Source organism: Paracraurococcus ruber, assembly GCF_004353985.1.
Taxonomy (GTDB): domain Bacteria; phylum Pseudomonadota; class Alphaproteobacteria; order Acetobacterales; family Acetobacteraceae; genus Paracraurococcus; species Paracraurococcus ruber.
Genome location: NZ_SMOA01000092.1, coordinates 1 through 19,388, shown reverse-complemented (window position 1 = coordinate 19,388; position 19,388 = coordinate 1). Strand labels below are relative to the sequence as shown.

General features: G+C 71.4%; 19 protein-coding genes, 1 rRNA gene and 1 pseudogene. 11 read left to right on the top strand and 10 right to left on the bottom strand.

Features of this window, described 5'->3' with window-relative positions; translation table 11 throughout:
* The coding region (locus tag E2C05_RS33095) for a hypothetical protein (protein WP_158292179.1) at positions 1-560 on the top strand (560 nt) is incomplete at its 5' end.
* Positions 561-685: 125 nt separating this feature from the next.
* Here E2C05_RS33095 and E2C05_RS35420 read toward each other — a convergent pair.
* Positions 686-1,018: pseudogene (locus E2C05_RS35420) on the bottom strand (transposase); the annotation flags it as partial.
* A 290-nt stretch (positions 1,019-1,308) separates the two neighbouring features.
* Between E2C05_RS35420 and E2C05_RS35150 the strand changes: the two are divergent.
* The 5 genes from E2C05_RS35150 to E2C05_RS33090 all read left to right on the top strand — a co-directional run bounded on the left by E2C05_RS35150 (position 1,309) and on the right by E2C05_RS33090 (position 6,171).
* Positions 1,309-1,434 carry a hypothetical protein gene (locus E2C05_RS35150; protein ID WP_274607313.1) on the top strand — a complete coding sequence of 42 codons (126 nt, stop codon included), beginning with the start codon at positions 1,309-1,311 and terminating at the stop codon, positions 1,432-1,434.
* A gap of 331 nt (positions 1,435-1,765) precedes the next feature.
* Entirely contained in the window at positions 1,766-4,939 is a 3,174-nt protein-coding gene (locus E2C05_RS16965) for a chemotaxis protein CheB (protein WP_133220834.1), read from the top strand.
* 118 nt (positions 4,940-5,057) lie between these two features.
* Positions 5,058-5,684, top strand: a complete 627-nt coding sequence (locus tag E2C05_RS16960) for a sigma-70 family RNA polymerase sigma factor (protein ID WP_133220833.1) — start codon at positions 5,058-5,060, stop codon at positions 5,682-5,684.
* Complete coding sequence (locus E2C05_RS16955; protein WP_133220832.1) at positions 5,678-5,956, top strand: hypothetical protein; 279 nt, start codon at positions 5,678-5,680, stop codon at positions 5,954-5,956. Before E2C05_RS16960 ends, E2C05_RS16955 begins: the two co-directional genes overlap by 7 nt.
* A gap of 56 nt (positions 5,957-6,012) precedes the next feature.
* A complete protein-coding gene (locus E2C05_RS33090; protein WP_158292178.1) occupies positions 6,013-6,171 on the top strand; it encodes a hypothetical protein in 159 nt (52 codons plus the stop codon).
* 353 nt (positions 6,172-6,524) lie between these two features.
* Here the strand turns inward: E2C05_RS33090 and E2C05_RS16950 are convergent, their stop codons facing one another.
* A complete protein-coding gene (locus E2C05_RS16950) occupies positions 6,525-6,773 on the bottom strand; it encodes a hypothetical protein (RefSeq protein ID WP_133220831.1) in 249 nt (82 codons plus the stop codon).
* Positions 6,774-6,946: 173 nt separating this feature from the next.
* Here E2C05_RS16950 and E2C05_RS16945 point away from each other — a divergent pair, with 173 nt between their 5' ends.
* Entirely contained in the window at positions 6,947-7,873 is a 927-nt protein-coding gene (locus E2C05_RS16945; RefSeq protein WP_133220830.1) for a LysR family transcriptional regulator, read from the top strand.
* A gap of 246 nt (positions 7,874-8,119) precedes the next feature.
* Here E2C05_RS16945 and E2C05_RS16940 read toward each other — a convergent pair whose 3' ends face one another.
* Positions 8,120-8,572 (bottom strand): OsmC family protein, encoded by a 453-nt coding sequence (locus tag E2C05_RS16940; RefSeq protein ID WP_133220829.1) that lies wholly within the window; start codon positions 8,570-8,572, stop codon positions 8,120-8,122.
* Positions 8,573-8,770: 198 nt separating this feature from the next.
* A complete protein-coding gene (locus tag E2C05_RS16935) occupies positions 8,771-9,031 on the bottom strand; it encodes a hypothetical protein (protein WP_133220828.1) in 261 nt (86 codons plus the stop codon).
* Between E2C05_RS16935 and E2C05_RS16930 the strand changes: the two genes are divergently transcribed.
* A complete protein-coding gene (locus E2C05_RS16930; protein WP_133220827.1) occupies positions 9,008-9,883 on the top strand; it encodes a cation:proton antiporter in 876 nt (291 codons plus the stop codon). The genes E2C05_RS16935 and E2C05_RS16930 overlap by 24 nt on opposite strands.
* Before the next feature lie 49 nt (positions 9,884-9,932).
* On the opposite strand, the gene E2C05_RS16925 is transcribed toward E2C05_RS16930, so the two are convergent.
* Positions 9,933-10,967 carry a lysylphosphatidylglycerol synthase transmembrane domain-containing protein gene (locus E2C05_RS16925; RefSeq protein WP_158292174.1) on the bottom strand — a complete coding sequence of 345 codons (1,035 nt, stop codon included), beginning with the start codon at positions 10,965-10,967 and terminating at the stop codon, positions 9,933-9,935.
* 523 nt (positions 10,968-11,490) lie between these two features.
* Positions 11,491-11,889 (bottom strand): AbrB/MazE/SpoVT family DNA-binding domain-containing protein, encoded by a 399-nt coding sequence (locus E2C05_RS16920; RefSeq protein ID WP_274607314.1) that lies wholly within the window; start codon positions 11,887-11,889, stop codon positions 11,491-11,493.
* 98 nt (positions 11,890-11,987) lie between these two features.
* Between E2C05_RS16920 and E2C05_RS16915 the strand changes: the two genes are divergently transcribed.
* The gene (locus tag E2C05_RS16915; protein WP_133220824.1) at positions 11,988-13,160 is read left to right on the top strand and encodes a uroporphyrinogen decarboxylase/cobalamine-independent methonine synthase family protein; all 1,173 of its coding nucleotides are present in this window, start codon (positions 11,988-11,990) and stop codon (positions 13,158-13,160) included.
* Between the two features lie 108 nt (positions 13,161-13,268).
* Here the strand turns inward: E2C05_RS16915 and E2C05_RS16910 are convergent, their stop codons facing one another.
* Both E2C05_RS16910 and E2C05_RS16905 read right to left on the bottom strand, forming a co-directional pair.
* Positions 13,269-14,291 carry a tripartite tricarboxylate transporter substrate binding protein gene (locus E2C05_RS16910; RefSeq protein WP_133220823.1) on the bottom strand — a complete coding sequence of 341 codons (1,023 nt, stop codon included), beginning with the start codon at positions 14,289-14,291 and terminating at the stop codon, positions 13,269-13,271.
* A 259-nt stretch (positions 14,292-14,550) separates the two neighbouring features.
* Positions 14,551-15,585, bottom strand: a complete 1,035-nt coding sequence (locus E2C05_RS16905; protein ID WP_133220822.1) for a site-specific integrase — start codon at positions 15,583-15,585, stop codon at positions 14,551-14,553.
* 402 nt (positions 15,586-15,987) lie between these two features.
* Between E2C05_RS16905 and E2C05_RS16900 the strand changes: the two genes are divergently transcribed.
* On the top strand, positions 15,988-16,581 hold the full coding sequence (locus E2C05_RS16900; RefSeq protein ID WP_158292172.1) for a hypothetical protein: 594 nt from the start codon (positions 15,988-15,990) through the stop codon (positions 16,579-16,581).
* A 577-nt stretch (positions 16,582-17,158) separates the two neighbouring features.
* Here E2C05_RS16900 and E2C05_RS16895 read toward each other — a convergent pair.
* Together E2C05_RS16895 and E2C05_RS16890 are read right to left on the bottom strand one after the other, a co-directional pair.
* Positions 17,159-17,512, bottom strand: a complete 354-nt coding sequence (locus E2C05_RS16895) for a stability/partitioning determinant (protein ID WP_133220820.1) — start codon at positions 17,510-17,512, stop codon at positions 17,159-17,161.
* Positions 17,509-18,195 carry a ParA family protein gene (locus E2C05_RS16890; RefSeq protein ID WP_133220819.1) on the bottom strand — a complete coding sequence of 229 codons (687 nt, stop codon included), beginning with the start codon at positions 18,193-18,195 and terminating at the stop codon, positions 17,509-17,511. Before E2C05_RS16890 ends, E2C05_RS16895 begins: the two co-directional genes overlap by 4 nt.
* Positions 18,196-19,273: 1,078 nt before the next feature.
* Between E2C05_RS16890 and E2C05_RS16885 the strand changes: the two genes are divergently transcribed.
* Positions 19,274-19,388: ribosomal RNA gene (locus E2C05_RS16885) — 16S ribosomal RNA — on the top strand; the annotation flags it as partial.

Sequence of the window (19,388 nt, the reverse complement as noted above, 5' to 3'; positions counted from 1 at the left end):
AGTCCTTCACCCTCCAGGCCAGCAGCAGCGCCGCCCCCACCCTCTCCACCGCCGGCACGCTGCTCGACGACGACATCGCCCCCGTCAGCGCCGGCAGGGCCTTCGGCACCTACACCACCGCCCCGGGCGTCAACAACGCCACCCTCAGCGCCCTCTCGATCGATAGTCCCACAGCCACCAGCACGGCGGCCCTGACCATGCGGGAGGGCATGACGACGGCCGGCGCCGGCATCGACTTCCGCTGGCAGTTCACCAACCTCGCCGCAGGCGACAAGCTGCTGCAGGTCGACGCCACATCCAGTGTCGAGGCCTTCCGCCTCGAGTACTCCACCGACAACGCCGCCACCTGGCAGGCCTTCGCCGGCGCGCCCGGCTCCGCGCTCGCCTGGAAGGGCGACTTCCTCGCCACCGGCGTCGGAGCCTCCCTCTGGGTCCGCCTGATCGATGCCGTCGTCGCAGGCGACGCAACCCGCGACACCATCGTCGTCGACCTCCTCACCCTCTCCAACGCAGCGAGCACGGCCGCCATCGCCAAGACCGAGGCATGGTTCCTGGGGTGACGCCGCGGCAAGGCCGGGCATCCAGGGACACCGTATTGCAGGGGCGTGGACGCATTCGCCCCTGCTGCGCTTGCGATCAAGCGATAAGGGGCCGACCTGTGAGCCGTCGTCAGCATCCCTGTCAGTCAGCAATGCGGCGACGGTCTGGCCCGTGCCGGCGTCGGTGGCGAGGTACAGCACCCGCCAAGCCTGGCGCCGCGTGCTGCCATGCTTCTCCTCCAGCCAGCGGCCGGGACCGCGCAGCCGTCGTCCGGTGCCATCCACCAACAGGCGCACCGGCTTTCACCCGCCGCGCGGCTGAGGGGCGAGTGGTCCGACACGGCGAAGTCGAGGCGAAGCAACTGTAGAAAGGAGCCGATCAGGCCTTCGGTCTGGCGCAGCGCCCGGCGGAGCACAGCCTGCAGGGTCAGGGCGCTGGCGATCGCCAGCGCGGAGCAGGTGGGCTGTCCGCCCCGGCCAGTGCGCGGCTTGGCCCTTCAGGCCTCGATCGCCTCCGGCGCGAACCAGACGGTGAGGCTGCCCTCGGTACGCAGGCCACCATCGTCCTCGGCCCAGTCGGTGACCCGGCGCTTCTGCCTGGGAATATGGTGACGCCGAGCGGCGTTCGCCTTGGAAGGCAAGAGGCCGACCCAGGAAGGCGAAGGGGGACACGCCCTGGCCTTATCCGACCCGAAGCGGCCCGGGCCGCCGACCGCTGCAATAAATTCACCTGATCGTGCTATCCTTGCTGATGGCACCAAATCGAACAATGAACGAAATCATCAGCTTCGGCTGGACTCGCCTTCGGGCGGCGCCGATGACGGCGCTGCTGCTCAAGACGTTCGGCCTTCTCGCGGCGACCCTTCTCGCGCTGCGGCTGCTGGCACCCGGTTAGCCCGCGATCGTCCTGCACGTGCTCACCGAAGGTGGGCACGACGAAAGGCGTGGATCGCCGTGCCAGGAAAGCCAAACTGGACTTGGCCTGAACACACGCAGGCCAAGTTCCGCCTGCACGCTAGGCTTCGCATACCATTGCGGGCGAGACCGCGCCTTGCCAGCCGTGCCGGATCGGCCTGTGCCTTCGTGATGCAGTATTCTGGACCCGGAACTGGCAGTGGTCCCGTTTGTGGTCTAGGTCTCCGGTAACCTTGATGCGAGGTCCGCGCCGGGTCGAGGGCAGAGCGCCCGATCGCCCCATGCCGCGCGCATCATATCGGAGGGCGACGATGCCCACTACTGAACGCTTCCCGATCGTCGGGATCGGTGCGTCCGCAGGCGGCGTCGAGGCGCTGCAGGAATTCTTCCGTGCCATCCCGGTGCCGCCGCCCGCCCTTGCCTTCGTCGTCGTCACCCACCTCGGTGCCGGCCAGGAAAGCGCCCTGCCGGAGATCCTGCAGAAATGCACCGCCATGCCGGTGGAGCCGATGCGCGACGCCGAGGCGCTCCAGCCCGGCCGCGCCTATGTCGCGACGCGCGACGCCCTGATCACCCTGGCCGACGGGCGGCTCGTCCTGCGACCGCGCGGCGGCGCCGAGGCACGTGAGCGACAGCTGATCGACATCTTCTTTGCGTCGCTGGCCACGGAGCGGGGCGAGGAGGCGATCGGCATCGTGCTCTCCGGCTATGGCAGCGACGGCAGCCTCGGCCTGAAGGCGATCAAGGAAGCCGGCGGGCTGACGATGGCGCAGGGCTCCAACGGGACGGCGCCGCGCTACCCCGGCATGCCGAGCAGCGCCGTGGCCGCCGGCGCCGTCGATTTCGTGCTGCCGGTCGAGGAGATGCCCGGCCGCCTCGCCGAGCTGCTCGCGCGGCCCGCCATCCTGGCTGAGGACGGCGGAACGCCGCCCGAGGATCTGGCCAAGGCGCAGCGCGACATCTGCGACGTGCTGCGCGCCGCCACCGGCCATGACTTCTCGGGCTACAAGGACAAGACCTTCTTCCGCCGCGTGCAGCGCCGCATGCAGGCCACGGGCGTCGTCGACCTGCCGGCCTATGTCGTCCTTCTCCGCGGCGATGCCGACGAGGCGGGGCGCCTGTTTAACGACCTGCTCATCAGCGTCACCGGCTTCTTCCGCGACACGGAAGCCTTCGCCGCGCTCGAGGCCAAGGTCATGCCGGCGATTTTCGCCGGCAAGGGGGCGGACGACACGGTCCGCATCTGGGTGCCCGGCTGCGCCACCGGGGAGGAGGCCTATTCGCTGGCGATCCTCGCGCAGGAGCAGATGGCGGCCAGCAGGACGCCGCCGCGCGTGCAGATCTTCGCCACCGACATCGATGAGCCCGCGCTCTCCGTCGCGCGGCTCGGGCGCTATCCCCGGTCGATGATGGCCGGCGTCTCGGCGGAGCGGCTGGCGCGCTTCTTCCTGGCCGACGGCGCGCTCTACACGATCCGGCCGGAGACGCGCGAGCTCTGCGTCTTCTCGGGCCACAGCGTCACCCGGGATGCGCCGTTCTCCCGCATCGACCTGGTGTCCTGCCGGAACATGCTGATCTACATGGGCGGCCGTCTGCAGGAACAGGTGATCCCGCTGTTCCATTATGCGATGCGCCCATCGGGCTTCCTGTTCCTCGGCGTCGCGGAAACCGTCACGCGGCACCCGGAGCTGTTCGCGCCGGTGGACAAGGCGCACCGGATCTTCCGTAAGCGCGAGGGCGCGGCGACCGCTGGCATGATCCGGCTGCAGCCCGCCTCGCTCGCCGTCCGCCGCCACTGGCCACCACCCGTACCGCCAAGGCCGGCCCGCGCCGGGGGCGCGACCGAACTGCTGCAGGCCGCGGCCGCCTGCGCCGCCGAGCTCTTCGCCCCGCCCCATCTCCTGGTGAATGCGGATGGCAATGTCGTGCACCAATCCGCCGGGCTCTCGCGCTTCCTGGAGCTGCCGGCTGGCGCACCGAGCCAGCAACTCGTCTTCCTCGCGCGGCGCGGCCTGCGGCCGGAGCTGCGGGCCGCGCTGCGCGAGGCGGCGGAGACGCGGCGGCGCGTGCGCCGGCGCGTCGAGTTCGAGCATGACGGCACCCTGATCCCGGTCGAGCTGACGGTGGCGCCCCTGCCGCTGCGCGACGGACTGGACGCGCTCTACCTGGTGGCCTTCGCCGAGCCCGCGGTCGCGGTGGAGCGCGGCGGGGAGCAGGCGCCGCCCAGCATGGACGGTACGCCGCGCGAGCACCTGGTCGAGCAGCTGGAAGGCGAGCTGCGCGAATCGCGCGAGCGGCTGCAGTCGATGGCGGAGGAGTACGAGACCGCCACCGAGGAGCTGAAGTCGGCCAACGAGGAGATGGTCTCGGTCAACGAGGAACTGCAATCCATCAACGAGGAGCTCGAAACCTCGAAGGAGGAGCTGCAGTCGGTGAACGAGGAGCTGCGGGCGAGCAACCTCGAACTCTCGGCCAAGATCGAGGAGCTGGACCGCGCCAACTCCGACCTGCGCAACGTGTTCGACAGCACCCAGGTGGCGACGGTTTTCCTCGACCGGAACCTGGTGATCCGCAGCTTCACCCCGGCGGTCACGGCGATCTTCGACCTGGTGCCGGCCGATCGCGGCCGGCCGCTCAGCAGCTTCGCCAACCATCTCGACAGCGTGGACGTCGCGCGGGAAGCGCGGCGGGTGATGGAGGCGCGCACGCCGACCGAGCGGCGCGTCACGGCCCAGAACGCCGCCTCCCACCACCTGATGCGGATCCTGCCCTACACCACGGCGTCCGGCGCGGTGGACGGCGCCGTCGTGACCTTCTTCGACGTCACGAAGGTCGTCGAGGGCGAGATCCTCGGCAGCCTGGTGGACGAGCTGAACCACCGGGTCCGGAACATGCTCCAGGTGGTGTCTGCCGTGGCGACCCACACCCTGCGTCGCGCCGCAAGCCTGGAGGATTTCGGCACCGTCTTCTCCGGCCGCATTCGGGCGCTCGCCCGGGCGCACGAGCTGGTTTCCCTCGGCGGCTGGGCCGAGGTCCCGCTGGTCCAGCTGATCGAGAAGGAGCTGGAGCCCTATGCGCTGGGCGCGGACCGCCTGACGATGGTGGGGGCGTCGGTCGAGCTCAGGCCGAAGGCCGCGCTCGCACTCGGCATGGTGCTGCACGAGCTTGCCACCAACGCGGCGAAGCACGGGGCCCTCTCCAGCGAGACGGGGAAGGTCACAATCGCCTGGTCGGAGGAGTTGCGGCGCGGCGAGCCGCGCTTCGTCCTCCGCTGGTCCGAAGCCGGTGGCCCGCGGCCCGATCTCGCCCCGACGCGCCAGGGCTTCGGCTCCGAACTCATCGAACGGCAGGTCCGGCACGACCTCGGCGGCACCGTGGAGATCACCTTCACCGAGACGGGGCTTGCCGCCGTCTTCGCCTTGCCGCGGGGCGTCGTGGCCGAGCCGGGGCGGCACCAGCCGGCCAACGCGCCGCAGCCGCGCTGAGCGGCGCTCGCCTCCCCGTGCGAAATTGCCGCGCAGTGCCCGGCCGGCTCGCGCATGCGTGCTGATCCACGCGGGATGAGCGCACCCGCAGTCGCCTCTCGTAGCGTATACTATAGATATGAGAAATGATCATGATGATTTCAGCCAACAGTTGATCGCCCTGCTTCCACGGCTGCGCATCCAGGCCCTGGCGCTGACCCGCAATGCGAGCGGCGCAGCCGACCTAGTGCAGGACGCCGTGACGAATGCACTCGCCGCGCGCGACAGCTTCTCGCCAGGCACCAACTTCCCCGCCTGGATGCACCGGATCCTCCGCAACCGCTTCATCAGCGACACCCGAAGGCGCCGGCCCGCTGCCGACCTGGACGCGGTGCCGGAGGCTGTCCTCGCCGTCCCGGCCGCGCATGAGGAGAGCCTTATGCTGAAGGAGCTCCATGCCGCCCTGGGGCGGCTGCCGCTGGTCCAGCGCGAGACGCTCCTCATGGTCGTCCTGCAGGGGATGTCCTACGAGGACGTCGCGGACACGATGGGCTGCGCGGTCGGCACCGCGAAGAGCCGCGTCTTCCGCGCGCGCCAGCAGCTCGAGACCTGGCTCATCGGCGAGACGCCGGCCGCCGCCATCCGAAGCCGGGCTCCGATCGGCGATGCAGGAGCGCAGGCTTCGGCCGGCCTGTTCGTCACGGCCACCGCGGCGAGGCTTTCGCCCGCCGCGCCCATGCGCATTGCCGGCGGCCCGCCATGCTGACCCGCAACCAGCGCACCACGCTCGTGTTCCAGCGTCCCTTCGTCCTGAAGGGGCTTGATCGCCCGCAACCCGCCGGCACCTACGACATCGAGACGGAGGAGGAGCTGCTGCAGGGCCTCTCCTTCCCGGCCTATCGCCGCGTCTCGACGACGATGACGCGGCGCGTCGCGGCGCCCGGCGCCGTCCTGGAGGTGCAGCTCGTCGATCCCGCCGAGTTGGAGAAGGCCCTGGCTGCCGACCAGGCGGAGGGAGCGAAGGCGCCGGTGCCCTGACCGGCGCCACCGATCCCGCCTTGCGTGCCGCCCCACCCCCCGATGAGGCCGCCACGATGATGACTCCCTCCAGCTTCGCGGCCTTCGTCTCGGAACATCGCTTCCGCCTGACGCTTGGCACGTGCGTCCTCGCCCTCGCGCTGATGCTGGGCGTCATTCATGCGACGGTGGGTCTCGGCCCGCCCTGGGGCGTTCCGGCACCCCTGCCAGGCTGACGTGGCCGGCCGCGCGTCCGTGTGTCGCGGCGTCCCGCCGGTGGCGCACGGGCTTCGGCCTCGCCGAAGCGCACCATGCAACCTGCCGCCTCGTCCCACAGCGCGTAGCGCGAAGCCCGCAGCCTCACGCGCAGGCCGATCACATGCGCCGTCGGAGGCGGGATGGGCGTTGTGGCAGGCCTCGGGCCGGGAGTTCGGGATGCGTGGCGCGAGGTGATCGACTTGGTGGGCGCCGATGCGGCCGGTCAGCCATTGCCGCCCGCAGGAAGGAGTTGCTCTCGAGCGCCGCCGCCACCGGGTCCCAGCTCTCGTGCCGGGCCCAGCGCGTGCCGCGCTGACGTGCCCAATCGCGGCTAACGTCGCCGATCGGTGGTTGCCGGCCGGGCAGGCGTCCCTGCGGCCGCCAGCGATGCCGGCATGCGCTCCTCGCCAGCTTTGTCGTCCATGCTAACCACTCCGCCGACGATGCACGTGGTCTTCGACACCATCGCTTCCTCGTCGGCTTCCGTCGCCTCGATGGTGCGGTCGGCAAACAACATCCGGTCGGCCGCGATTGGGCCGCGACCTCGCGCGACGCCCTGGCGCTGATCCGGGAAAGCCACCGGCTGGAGCGGCGCCCCGCCGGCGGGACGGATGGCCGTCCGGGCGGCGGGAGGACACCCGACACGCTCCGTGAGGACGACTGCCCCGACCGGTGGCGACCCACTGCGGCGCCGCCTTGTTCCCTGGCTGAGCCAGCCGGCCCATAACGGGTGGTCAGGCACGGACGGCCACGATGCTGGACTGGGACGACCTTCGGTTCTTCCTCGCGATCGCGCGCTCGGGGAGCCTCTCGGCCGCGGCGCGCGAGCTGCGGGTCACCCAGTCGACCGTCGGCCGGCGCCTCGCCTCGCTCGAAGGCGGGCTCGGCGCCCGTCTGCTGCACCGGACGCCGGACGGCTACGTGCCGACGCTCGCCGGCGAGGCGATCATGGGCCAGGCCGAGCGCGTCGAGGCGGAGATGCGCGCCGTCGAGAGGACCGTTGGCGGGCACGACGCGCAGCTCGAAGGCCTGGTGCGCGCAACCTCGGTCGAGTCCCTCGCCAGCCAGGTCCTCGTTCCCTGCTTCGCGGCCCTGCAGGCGGGCAGCCCCGAGGTCGTGCTGGAACTGCTCGCCGATGTGCGGCACCTCAGCCTCTCGATGCGCGAGGCGGACCTCGCCGTGCGCCTCGCGCCGTTCGAGGGGCATGACCTGGTGACGCGGCGGATCGGCACGCTGGCCTATGCCCTCTATGCGAGCCCCGCCTATCTGGAACGCCACGGCATGCCCGATTTCGGCGCGGGCTGCGCCGGCCATCGGCTGGTGGCCGGGCTGGACGGTGCCGAGGTGCCGCAGGTGGCCGGCTGGCTGGCCGAGATGGCCCCTCGCGCGACCATCGCGCTCCGCACCGACAGCCCCGAGGCGCAGTTCCGCGCGGCGCTCTGCGGCGCGGGGATCGCCTGCCTCGCCCGGTTTCGCGGCGATGCCGTCCCGGCGCAACTTCGCCGCATCGAGCCGCCTGGGAGTCCTGTCACCGCCGTCGGCATCTGGCTCGCCGTGCACAAGGATAATCGCCGCACGCCACGCATCCGGCTGGTGCTGGACGCCGTCGTCGCAGCCTTCCGCGAGAACGCCACCCTTCTCGACCCGCCGGCGCACCAAGACGCCGGGTGCCTCGGCTAGCCCATCCTATTCGCTGGGCAGCAATGCAGGACCTCGCGCCGCGGCAGGTTTCGGCATGGCGGCGCAGGACCGGCTTGCGGCCAGTCGCTGGAAAGCCGAAGGACTCGGTCGCATCGCCATCCATGGCGGGGGTGGCGCGGCCTGTGAGGACTTCGGCTTGGCTTCGGCACCCGACTCCGTGGACGCAATCAGCAGCCGACGCCACGGCCGCCAACCGCATCGTGGCGCCGCCGCGAACGAGACAGGCTAGTTCCCTGCGGGCGAGGACAGGACGACGCTGATCTGCGTGCCGTCGTGCAGCGTGCTGGCCACCTGGGACCGGAGCGTGGCGCGCGCGACAAGCGACGACAGCGCCTCGCGCGGTGCGTCGGCCGCAATGTGCACGGCGACGCGCACCTCGTCGAAGCCCAGCGATGGCGGATGCGCCTCATCGGCCGGTGCCGACGCAAGATCGGCCTCCACGTCGAGGGACAAGGCCGACAGCACGATGCCACGCGCCGCTGCCTGGGCGCGGATCGACCCTGCAAGGCAGGACCCGAGTGCTGCCAGCAGCATATCGAGGGGTTCTGGCGTGGAATCGGGGCCGGGCAGGCCGCCTGCCTCATCCAGAGCGATCGGGGCCAGGTCGCGGATGTGGTTCGTCAGGCGGAAGCGCCCCTCCGCCACGGTGCGGCAGTGGAGTGTGCGGACCGCGCTCATGCCCGGCACGCAGGACGTGGCGGGATGCGGGGGAAGGGCTGTCCTGCAGCTCGCGGATCAGGGTTGCGCAACGCGGATGTCCTCCCTCGACACGCCGGCCATGCCGGTGCGGGCAGGCATGGTCGGGGAGATGGGGTGCCGTATGGCCCGCTGGGCGGCGAAATTTCGCTGAGGCGCTATGCGCCGATGCGCCGCGGCTCAGAGCGCGAGAGCCTCCGCCTCCCATGCGCCGCGGACGAACTCGGCCAGGTCGAGTGCGCCGTTATCTGCCCAGAGCAGGCGTAGCACCCGCTTCCCGGCATGCCAGACATCGAGGCCATAGGGCAGGTCGGGCTGGCTGTGCTGCTGCGCCAGGGCATGGCGATAGCCCGGTGACGACGCCTCGTCGGCCGACAGGTCGTTGAACGGCGTCCAGTGCTCGATCGTCAGGGCACCATGCCGCAGTACGACGAGGCGCACGGCATCGCGTTGCACCTCCAGCTCGCCGCGCTCGCGGGCCAACGGCACGAGGTGGTCGCGGATGGCGAGTGCGGCCTCGTCACCCGAGGATACGAGCCTGAGCATCACCGGCGCCTCCGTTGCGGAGCGCGTGCTGCCATCACGCGTATTACGTCGCGGCAGGAACGCCCTGCTGCCCACATGGTCCCGACCGGTCCCGCTCGCCAGCCCGGCCGGCACCGCGCCACGCCGCCGGCGGGCCTGCCGGTGCTGTTCGGCGGCGCGCTGGCCGGCGGGCTGCCGGACGCGCCGACGGGCGCGGTGGCGGGCTTCGCGTGCCTGTTCCTGGCGCGGCCGGCGGCCGGCTTGGCCGGGCTCGCCGGCGCACCGCAGCCGCTGCGGGAAGGCGTGGCGATCGCCTGCTTCGGCATCCGCGGCCTCGGCTCGTTCTACGGCCTCGCCTATGCCGCCAACCGGGTCCCGCTGCCCGAGGCAGAGGGACTGTGGGCGGTGGCGGGCTTCACCGTCCTCGTCTCGATCATGCCGCACGGCGTGACGCCGGCGATGCGATGGCTTGACCTGCGGCGGGCACAGGGCGGCGCGGAGAGTGAGGCGCCCCTATGCGCCCCTATGACCGCAGGGGCGCCTGCCCTGCCTCCCCCACAGGTCTGGATCGCCGCACCACCTTCAGGTCGCAGCGCGGCGGCATGGTGCCGGCGGCGGATCCACGCCGCGGGGCATTCGTGCCCCCGGCGTGGTCGGCCCCGCGCCGCGCGCTACCGGCGAGCAGACGTCCTGTTCCTGCCGACCGGTACCGTGCCCAGGTCGGCGCGGAGCGCCGACGGGGTGACGACTGCGCGCCAGACACCATGATCATGCCGGCCAGAATGCATGCCAGCCAGCATGACGGGCTCCTGCACGGTCAGTGGCCCTGCCGCGGCCGGCGCAGGGCAAGCGGCAGGGTCAGCAGGCCGAGCAAGACGGCGAACCACAGCGTCGCCAGCCGCACCAGGATGGTGGCGACCACCGCCGCCGCCTCCGGCATGCCGATCAGCCGCAGCAGGCCGAGCAGGCCGAGATCGGCGGCGCCCAGGCCCCCCGGCAGCAGTGAGACGGCGCCAGCCACGGCGGCCAGGCAGAAGACCAGCATGGCTTCGCCCAGGCCGGCCGGCGTGCCGAGTTCCCGCACCACCAGCAGCAGCACCAGGCACTCCGCCAGCCAGCCCAGCAGGCTGAGGCCAAGCGCCGGCAGCAGAACCGCCGGACGCCCGATGGCCGGCAGGGTGGCGCAGACCTCCCGCGCCTTGGCGAAAAGGCCGGGTGCGCGCCGCAGCCGCGCTTCCGTCCAGTCCAGCAGCCGCAGCAGCAGGCCGGCATGGCTGAGCGCGCCGAGCAGCGCGACGCAGGCGAGCGCGAGGATGGCGGTGACGACCAGGTACTGGCTGGTCAGCGCCGCACCGGCCAGCGCCAGCAGGCAGATGGCGACCATGTCCATCACCCGGTCACCGGCCAGCAGCGGCATGCTGCGCGTATAGGGCACGCCGTGGTGGCGCTGCAGCAGCCAGAGCCGCACCACTTCCCCCACCTTCCCCGGCGTCACGGTCAGGGCGAAGCCGCCGAAGAAGTACAGCAACTGCCGGCCGGCCGGCGCCGCCACGCCGAAGGCGCGGCCCAGCACCACCCAGCGCAGCCCGCGCAGCAGGTAGTTGGCGAAGGAGAGGCCGAGACAGGCCAGCACCACCGCCGGCGAGAGCAGCCGGGCTGCGGCGGCGGCCTCGCTGTCCCGCGCCAGCCAGAGGGCGAGGCCGCCGCCGGCGAGGAAGAGCAGCAGCGTCGCCAGCGTCCGCCAGAGCGCGCGGCCGAGCCTGGGCGGCGGCGGCTCCGGCAGGGCGGTGCCGGGCCTGGATGGCTGGTCGGCGGCGGGTGCCGCGACCGCGAGGGTCTCGGATAGGGGCATGGGATCTCCGGCGAAGCCTTTGCGCCCCTGCATGGCCGTCCCGGCGGCGCGCGGCACTGCACAGCCGCGCGTGCCGCGCGGGGATGTGGCCAGCCCCCCGCCCCCAGCCGGAAATTACCGATGCCGGCCGTCGGGCCGGGAAGACGGTCCCTGGTGTCCCGGCCTGTGGCGAGAGTAGAGCGGGCACCGATAGCTACCAGATAGCTATCAAATAGCCTTCGTTGTCCTTCGGGTTCCTATCATGTGTCCGCCATGGCGCCGACGGGCTCTGCGGGTGGAGCGACAGGCAGCGGCGCGTGCCAGCCAGTGCGGAGTGCGCCAGGGCGGATCGTCTGGGGTCGTGAGCGGCCCATGGCAAGGCGCTGCGGATGGTCAACCGCCCCTCGATCCCCTGCTTGTCCCGCAGATCCTCCGACAGCAGCGTATCGCCGCCAGCCTTGAGCGCGGCAGCCCGGAAGCACGTCGGGACGATGCACGCCGTGGCCCGCTGCAAGGCCGAGTGCGGCCTCATACGCAGCCAGGGTCAGTGGCCGTGGCAGCGTGAGCAGGGCGCGGGAGGTGGCCAGCGCCCGCACGACCCCCGGCCAGCGCTGCACGGCCCAGCGCTGGCCGGCATGGAGCAGGGTGCTGGTGTCGAAGACGGTGCTGCTCCTGCGCCGCGGCTCTTTGCCGCCTGCCGATCGAAGTGGAAGCCGGGTGGCAGGCTCCAGCCGAACTGACGCCGGGCTTCCAGCGCCTCCTGCCGCCGCAGGTCACGCGCAACGCGCAAGCCGCGGGGATCAGCTGCCTCGATCCGGATCCCGCCGCCCTCCGTCAGGCCGAGCGCCTCCATCATTGCGGCGGGCAGACGGACGGCGAGGCTGTTGCCCCATTTGCCGACCTGCCTGGCCGAGCCCCCCCCCCCGGAACATGATCGTTGCAGGTCCAGGATATGCCGATCGGCACCCCATCGCCGCCGTCCGGCCGCCCGCCCTATCCTGCCGGCAAGGGCGCCGGCACGGCGCCAGGGGGAATCGCCAGATGCAGCGCTCGGACAACCGCATCCTCACCACCCATACCGGCAGCCTGCCGCGGCCGCCGGGGCTGACCGGCCTCTATGCCCGCCGTGCCCGCGGGGAGGCGGTGGACGCCGCCGCCATCGAGGCGGCAGGGCGGGAGGCGCTGCAGCGCATCGTCCCGGCCCAGATCGAGGCCGGGCTCGATGTCATCAACAATGGCGAGCAGCAGCGCGACAGCTTTGCGCTCTATATCCGCCACCGGCTGACCGGCATCGGCGGCGAGAGCCTCCGCACCGGCTTCGCCGATATCGACGCCTACCCGGAGTTCAAGGCGGAGTTCATCCGCCAGGTCGGCAGCAAGGAGGCGGTCAGCAACACCGCCCTGCTGCCGGCCGCCATCGGCCCGGTCGCCTATGCCGACCCGCGGGCGATCGAGGCGGAATGCGACGATTTCGCCGCTGCCCTGGCGCCTGTCGCGGGCCGCTATGCCGAGCCCTTCCTCGCCGCCCCCTCCCCCGGGATCATCGCCGCCATCATCCAGAACAAGCACTACGACACGGAGGAGGCCTATCTGGCGGCGCTCGCCGAAGCGCTGGCCGTCGAGTACCGCACGGTGGTCGCGCGGGGCTTCCTGCTGCAGCTGGACTGCCCGGACCTGGCGCTGGAGCGGCACTGTTCCTACCGCGACCGGCCGCTCAAGGACTTCCTCGGCTTCGTCGAGCGGGTGGTGACGGCGATCAACCGCGCCCTGGCCGGCATCCCGCGCGACCGGGTGCGGCTGCATGTCTGCTGGGGCAATTACGAGGCGCCGCACGACCAGGACGTGCCGCTGGAGGAGATCCTGCCCATCCTGCTGCGGGCCGAGGTCGGCGGCCTAGTGCTGCCCTTCGCCAATCCGCGCCACGCGCATGAGGCGCGCTGCCTGGAGCGCATGCCGCTGGCGCCCGACCAGGTGATGGTCGCCGGCGTGATCGACACCCTGACCAATTTCGTCGAGCACCCGGAGGTGGTGGCGGACCGCATCCTCGGCGTGGCGAAGGCGGTGGGCGACCCGCGCCGGGTGCTGGCCGGGACCGATTGCGGCTTCGACACCTCGGCCGGCCGCGGCCGCGTGGCGCCGGACGTGGTCTGGGCCAAGCTGCGCAGCCTGGCGGAGGGCGCGCGGCTGGCATCGGCGCGGCTGTTTCCCGGCTGAGGGCGGCGAGTATGTGCTGGATCTGCGAGGTGCGGCGGGAATTCGCCGCCCTGGCCGCCGTGCCACCCGGGAGGAGCCCTGCCCCTCCCGAGGCCATCCCGCCGGGGGTCAGCCCTTTGCCAGACCCACGTCCCGCAGCGCCGCCCCCATTGCCTGATCCGAGCGATCCATGAAGGCGGCGAAGCCGTCGGCATCGGCGAAGCTGGTGCCGAAGCCGCGGGTCGCCATGAAGCCCTGGAATTCCTCGGAACGGATCACGCGCCCCAGCGCGGCGCCGAGGGTCTGCCGCACCTCCGCCGGCAGGCCGGGCGGGCCGGCGATGCCGCGCCAGAGCCCGGCCGCGTGGTCGATGCCGAGCGCCTCCTTCAGCGTCGGCACCTCCGGGAAGGCGGCGTTGCGCTCCTGTGCCATCACCGCGAGGGGGCGGGCGCGGCGGGCATCGATCATCCCCTTGCCTTCCGGCAGGGAGCAGGCGGCGAGGTCCACGCCACCCGCCGCCAATTCCTGCATGCCGAGCGCGGCGCCCTCCACCGGCACCCAGAGCACATGGTCGGCCGGCAGCCCCATGGCGCGCAGCCAGCCGACGAAGGCCAGGTGCCAGCTGCCGCCGCGGCCGGAGCCGGTGCCCTTGATCCGCCGCGGCGGCGCGGCCCGCAGCGCCTCGGCCAGGCCGCGGATGTCGGTATGCGGGGAGGAGGCATTGACCAGCACCGCCGCCGGATCCTGGTTCAGCAGCGCGATCGGCGTGTAGCTGCGTGGGGTGAGCTCGGTCAGGCCCACCCAGTGCATCATGGCGATCTCGAGCGTCAGCATGCCGATGGTGTGGCCATCCGGCGCGGCATTGGCGATGGCGGCATGGCCCACCACGCCCTGGCCGCCGGTGCGGTTCACCACGACGAAGGGCTGGCCGAGATCGCGCTCCAGCAGCGAGGCGACCATGCGCGCCACCGCATCCGTGCCGCCGCCGGCCGCCCAGGGGACGAGGAGCTGGACGGGCCGCGAGGGGTAGCGCCCTTGCGCGCCGGCGCCGGGCGGACGCAGCGCGATGGCCAGGGCGGGCGCCGCCAGCAGGCTGCGGCGATGGGCTGTCCGGAGGGTGGGTGGGCGCGGCTGGTTCCTGCCTGTCGGCATCGGTCGTTCCTCCTGGTCGCCGGTGGGCCCGGCGGCGCTGTCGTTATGGGCGGGGAAAAGTCAGCGCCGGCGCGGCGGGGCTGTCAAAAGGAAAGCCGGGGGAACAGGAAGGCTCCTGCCGGGCGCATGATGTGCCGCCGCAATGCATGCTTCGGATGCCAGCGCGCCCGCCCGCGCCGGGCATCGCGGCACGTGCCGCAGGCCGCATCCATGGCCTTCGGCCGACGGCCGCCTACCGCAGGTCAGGACGAGGTGGGTATCACAGCCCGATCTTGCCGGCCGGCGAGCCGGTGACGAGCTTCGCCCGCCGGACATAGCGCCGCATGGTGCCGAGATGCTTGTGGCGCGAATGCGCCATGATCTCCTCATCGCCGAGACCCTGCTTGTAGGCCTCCGTGATGAAGCCAGCGCGCAGCCCGTGCGGGCTGATGGGCTCCAGCGGCGTGCCCTGGATCCCGGCCTGGCCGGCGCGGTGCCGGAGGATGCGGCGCAGGCTTTCCGGCTGCAGCCGGCCCGGCTCCACCACGCCCCAGCGGCTGACCGGGCGGAAAAGCGGTCCATGGGTCAGGCCGGCGGCTGCGACCCAGGCCTCGACCGCGCGCACCGGGCAGGTCTCGGCGTGGCGGCCGCGCGGGATGCCGATCCGCACGCCCTCGCGCGCCGGGTCGCCCTTGCTGGTGCCGAGGCGCAGCGTGAGGCCATCGGCGGTGGGCTCGACCCAGGAACGGGTGAGGTCTTCGGCGTCGATGCCCCTGTCGACATCGAGGGCGAGCAGCTCCGACCGGCGCAGCGCCCCCGCAAATCCCAAGAGCAGCATGGCGCGGTCGCGCTGGCCGGCGAGGTCATGGCCACAGGCGGCGGCGAGGGCGCGGATCTCGGGCAGGGTCAGGGCGGCGGCCTGGCGGCGGGCGCTGCCGGCCTGCCGGGCGAGGCCGGCGACGGCATCGGCGATCAGCGGATCACGCAGGTCGACCGGATGGCCATGGCCACGGCTGAGCCAGGCGACGGCCTGCAGCCGGCGGCGGATGGTGCTGATGCGGGCGCCGCGGTGGCCGAGATCGGCGACGAAGGCGGCGAGCGCCGGCGCGGTTGCGGGCAGGCCAGGGAAGCCGCTGCGGCTGCCGAAGTCCCACCAGTCCCGGCAATCCGCAGCATAGGCGCGTAGCGTGTTGGCGGCCTTGGCGCCGCCGGCCAGGGCCAGGGCGGCGGCGAGCATCCTCTCCCCCTCCGGCGTCAGGCCGGCTGGCAGGTCAAGGCGGCGGAGGGGGGCTTCGCGGCTGGGGAGGGCGGGCATGGCGTGCGATAACAGATCTTATCGCACATTTGCGATTACTGCCATGATTGCCGGCGAGGCCGCCATGTCCCTGGGCGAGAAGAGACGCCGCATGTCCTAGGTGGCCTTGTGGGCCTTCCCCCGGGGTATCGGTCAGGGCATCGCCGTGACATGGCCTTGGAAAGGCGGCATAGGGAGGCCGCTGGCGGCAGGGCCGTCCTCGACCCTTCTGGCCGCTGCTGCGTACCCGCCGCGACCCGATTGTCTGGTGACAGATTGAGGCGCGTGGTTGCGTCAGGGGGCGGGGTGGGCCCATGTGCCGACCATGTCCGCTCTGCGGCATATCGTGTTCCGTTCCGCCTCCGCGAGAGTCGTCGTTTGCACCTCGATCCTGAAGATATGGCCGCGGCCGAGGCCGTCGGCGTGACCTTTCATCCCGCCACCCCCGCGCAGGTCCAGCGGCTCGTCATGCAGCGGAAGGTCTTCTATGCCGGCGAGCAGCCTGTTCTGGCGACGCGCGGCGGCGGGTTCTACGAGACCGCTGGCACGCTGCGGCGCCTGATCGAGGAAGGGCTGCTGCAGCAGCGCGACCTGGCGGCCTGGCGCGCGGGGGCGCCACCCCCTGCGCAGGAACCGGTCCCCGTCGCGGCGTCCGTCGAGGTGGTGGTGGCCGCGCCGGTGGAACCCGCCGCTGCCGAGGTGGAGCGGGAGCCGCCGAAGCCGCCGGTCCCGAAGCGGACGCGACGGGCCCGGCCTGTCCCCCTGCCCTGCCCGCCTGCGGCCATGGCGGCATCTGCGGATCGCGCCGCGCCGGACGAGGCGCCCGCCATGGCCCCTGCCGCGCCCTGGCCTGTGTCCCTGGAGCATCCGGCCGCAACGGCCACTCCAGCGGATATCGCCCCATTGGAGGAGGTGCCGGCGGCAGCGCGGCCCAGCCAGGCAGGGCAGCGCTGGTTGCGGGCCGGGGCCGAACGTCGCGGCCGGGCCGGCAAGCATTGGAGCACCCGGCAGCGCTGACCCCAGGCCGGATACCAGTAGTGGTGCTGGTAGCTGCAGGATAGCTGGCGGATAGCGTTCGTGGTCCGGTTGCGTGCGTCCTGGCCAGGATTGGGCGCCGAGGGCCAGCCCCGCCCCGAGGGGCGGCGCGGATGGCGGAGAGACGTGAGTCACGCAGCATCAATCCGCGTCGCTATGGATAGGTCTGGCGGTGCGGCGCCCGGTCCGAGGGGGGGCCGCCCTCGCATGCTGTGATGCGGTGGGGACCGGGGATGCATCGCGGCAAGGACCATGGCACGTGGTGCCGAACAAGCCAGTAGCTATCCGATAGCCGTCTGGTAGCACGCTTGGTCTCGTCGACTGCCGCCGAGGCGGCGAGCCATCAAGTGCCCTTGCCTTTCCGGTCGGTGCGCCGGCGTGCCGCGTCGTCCAATCCCCGACAAAGGGGTGGTCGGGCATGCCGGTTGGCCTGGCGCCCCGCGCATCGTCACCTGCCAGGTGACGGCGGCTGCAGGTGCTTCCCGGCTACCGCCAACGTCGCGCCTCGCCGTGCCGGCCAAGGTTTAGGATGTACGGCTACAGGATAGCTATCGGGAAGCTATTCTTTGGCGTCCAGTTCCCGCGTCAGCGCGGCGATGGCATGGGCGAAGGCCTCGCCCAGCACCCAGCCCTGGGCATCGGCGATGGCATATAAGGCGTCGGCATCCTGGGGGCGCACCTTCAGGTTCAGCTGCTGGTTCCGGCCGGTGCGGTAGCGCCGCTGTTCCCGCGCCGGTGATGCTGCCGGTGCGGGGGGCGGAGGCAACGGCGCCTGGCGCAACGGCTCGCGGCTGCGGAAGCCGGCCTCCTCGGCCAGGGCCTTCACCTGTTCCGCCCGCGCTGGCGGCTTCGGGCGGAAGTCGCTGAGGTCGGGCCCCTCCTCCTCGAACAGCCCGGCGCGCTTGCCGCTCATGCTGCCGCGGCCGCCGTCTGGGTCTGCCGGAGCAAGCCCACGACCTCGGCCGCGAAGGCCCTGGCATTGCGGATGGCACCGTCGAGGCCACCGACCTGCGCCTCGGTCAGGCTGTCCACCGTGCCGCCGAAGCTGAAGACCGCGCGGTAGGCCTCCCGCTCATGCATCTGGGTCTCCAGCGAGGGGACGCCATGGGCTTCGAACTCCGCCCTGATGTGCTGCAGCGTGCGGGGGCGGATGGCGGCGCTGGTGCGGGTGAAGAGCACCGCGTGCGGGATCCGCCGGGCGAAGGCCCTCTCCTGCTGGCGGATGAGGCGGATGGCCTTGGCGGCCTCGGCGGCATCGAGCTGGCTGCCCTGGGTGGGGATGATGACCAGGTCGGCCCGGCTGATGGCATAGGCAACGGTCATGCTGGCCGTTCCCTCGAGATCCACGATGACGAAGGGGACCCGGGCGGCGGCGTTCTCGATCGCGTCGATCACCGTCTCCTCTGTCACGTCCGAGACGACTTCGAGCGCGGCCGGCTTCCCGGGGCGGCGGGCCCAGGCGCTGACCGGGCGGTTCGGGTCGGCGTCGATGACAGTGACGGCCGCGCCCTTCCGGGCGAGCTCGGCAGCAAGGATGACGGCGGAGGTCGACTTGCCGGCGCCGCCCTTGGGGCTTGCGAAGACGATGGTCGGCATGAGGGGTCCCCTGAATCCCTGATGCGCCATACTGGATAGCAGCCAGGACGCCAACGGAAAGCTACTGGATAGCTATCAGATACACATCAAGTGTTGCCGACAGAACTCAACCGGGACCCTGGTGCCAGCCAAAGGACAGGGTTGCGCTTGCATGCATGAACATCAGAGTTTCATGCGCTTGACGCATGGCTGAGCTGGCAGTTTGAGACTAGGCGATCTGCCGCTCCCGCCTTAGATTGTGCAGTGCAGCAAGGCGGTGACGCCCTGCTGTCTTTCTTGGACGTTTCCTCCCTAAACTCGGCGGCGCCACCTGGCGCCGCCTTTTTTTTTGCCCTGCGGCAGCCGGAAGGTTCTTGCCCGCCGACGGCGGAGCGGGATGGGTGGCTGGCTGCCCCTCTCCCGCACCCGCTTCCGCAGCCTGCATCACGGGCCCGACCCTGGCCGCGGCTGCCTGCAGCGCGCGCCTGGTCCCAGACCAATGGCTTTGGACTTGCCGCACCGCGTCGTCCGGGAGGTGCCATGGTGAGCGGACGAGGATCTGGCCCGTGCGGCGTTCCTGGGCACCTTGTCGGGGCCGGATCCGCGTCCTTGCCGCCAGCACGCGCCAGTCCATCTCACCACCGCGTCCGAGAAGGCGGTGAGCGGTTCCTGAAAAAACCTGTTGACGCCCTGTCTTCCAGGCGTCATAAGCCGCCCCCCGCAGCGAGGCGATCTGCCTCACCCCACCGTTCCGAAAGACGCTACGGCGCCTGACGCAATGTCCGAGGGTGAAGCTTCAAATCGCCTTGGCGGTGCCTTCGGGCAAATGTTCTTTCCCTCCGCAGAGATGCGGAAGACTTCGAAAGCCTCTTTACTTCAGCGCTTCTTGCTGGTAGATGGCTGAGAGGTTCGGATCTTTGAAAATCGCATCGGTCTTTTGGAAGCAAGCGCAAGCTTCGGCAGCGTCCTGCTGATCCATCCCGGCAACGGGGCGGTGGCAGTGGGCGTGGCCTGATGGCCTGCGTTGCATCGAGAGTGGTGAGCGGAGCCTGATCGAGAAGGCATCCGTGGGACAAGGCCTCGGCCAAGTCCTGCTGATGAACCTGAGAGTTTGATCCTGGCTCAGAGCGAACGCTGGCGGCATGCTTAACACATGCAAGTCGCACGGGCAGCAATGTCAGTGGCGGACGGGTGAGTAACGCGTAGGAACGTAT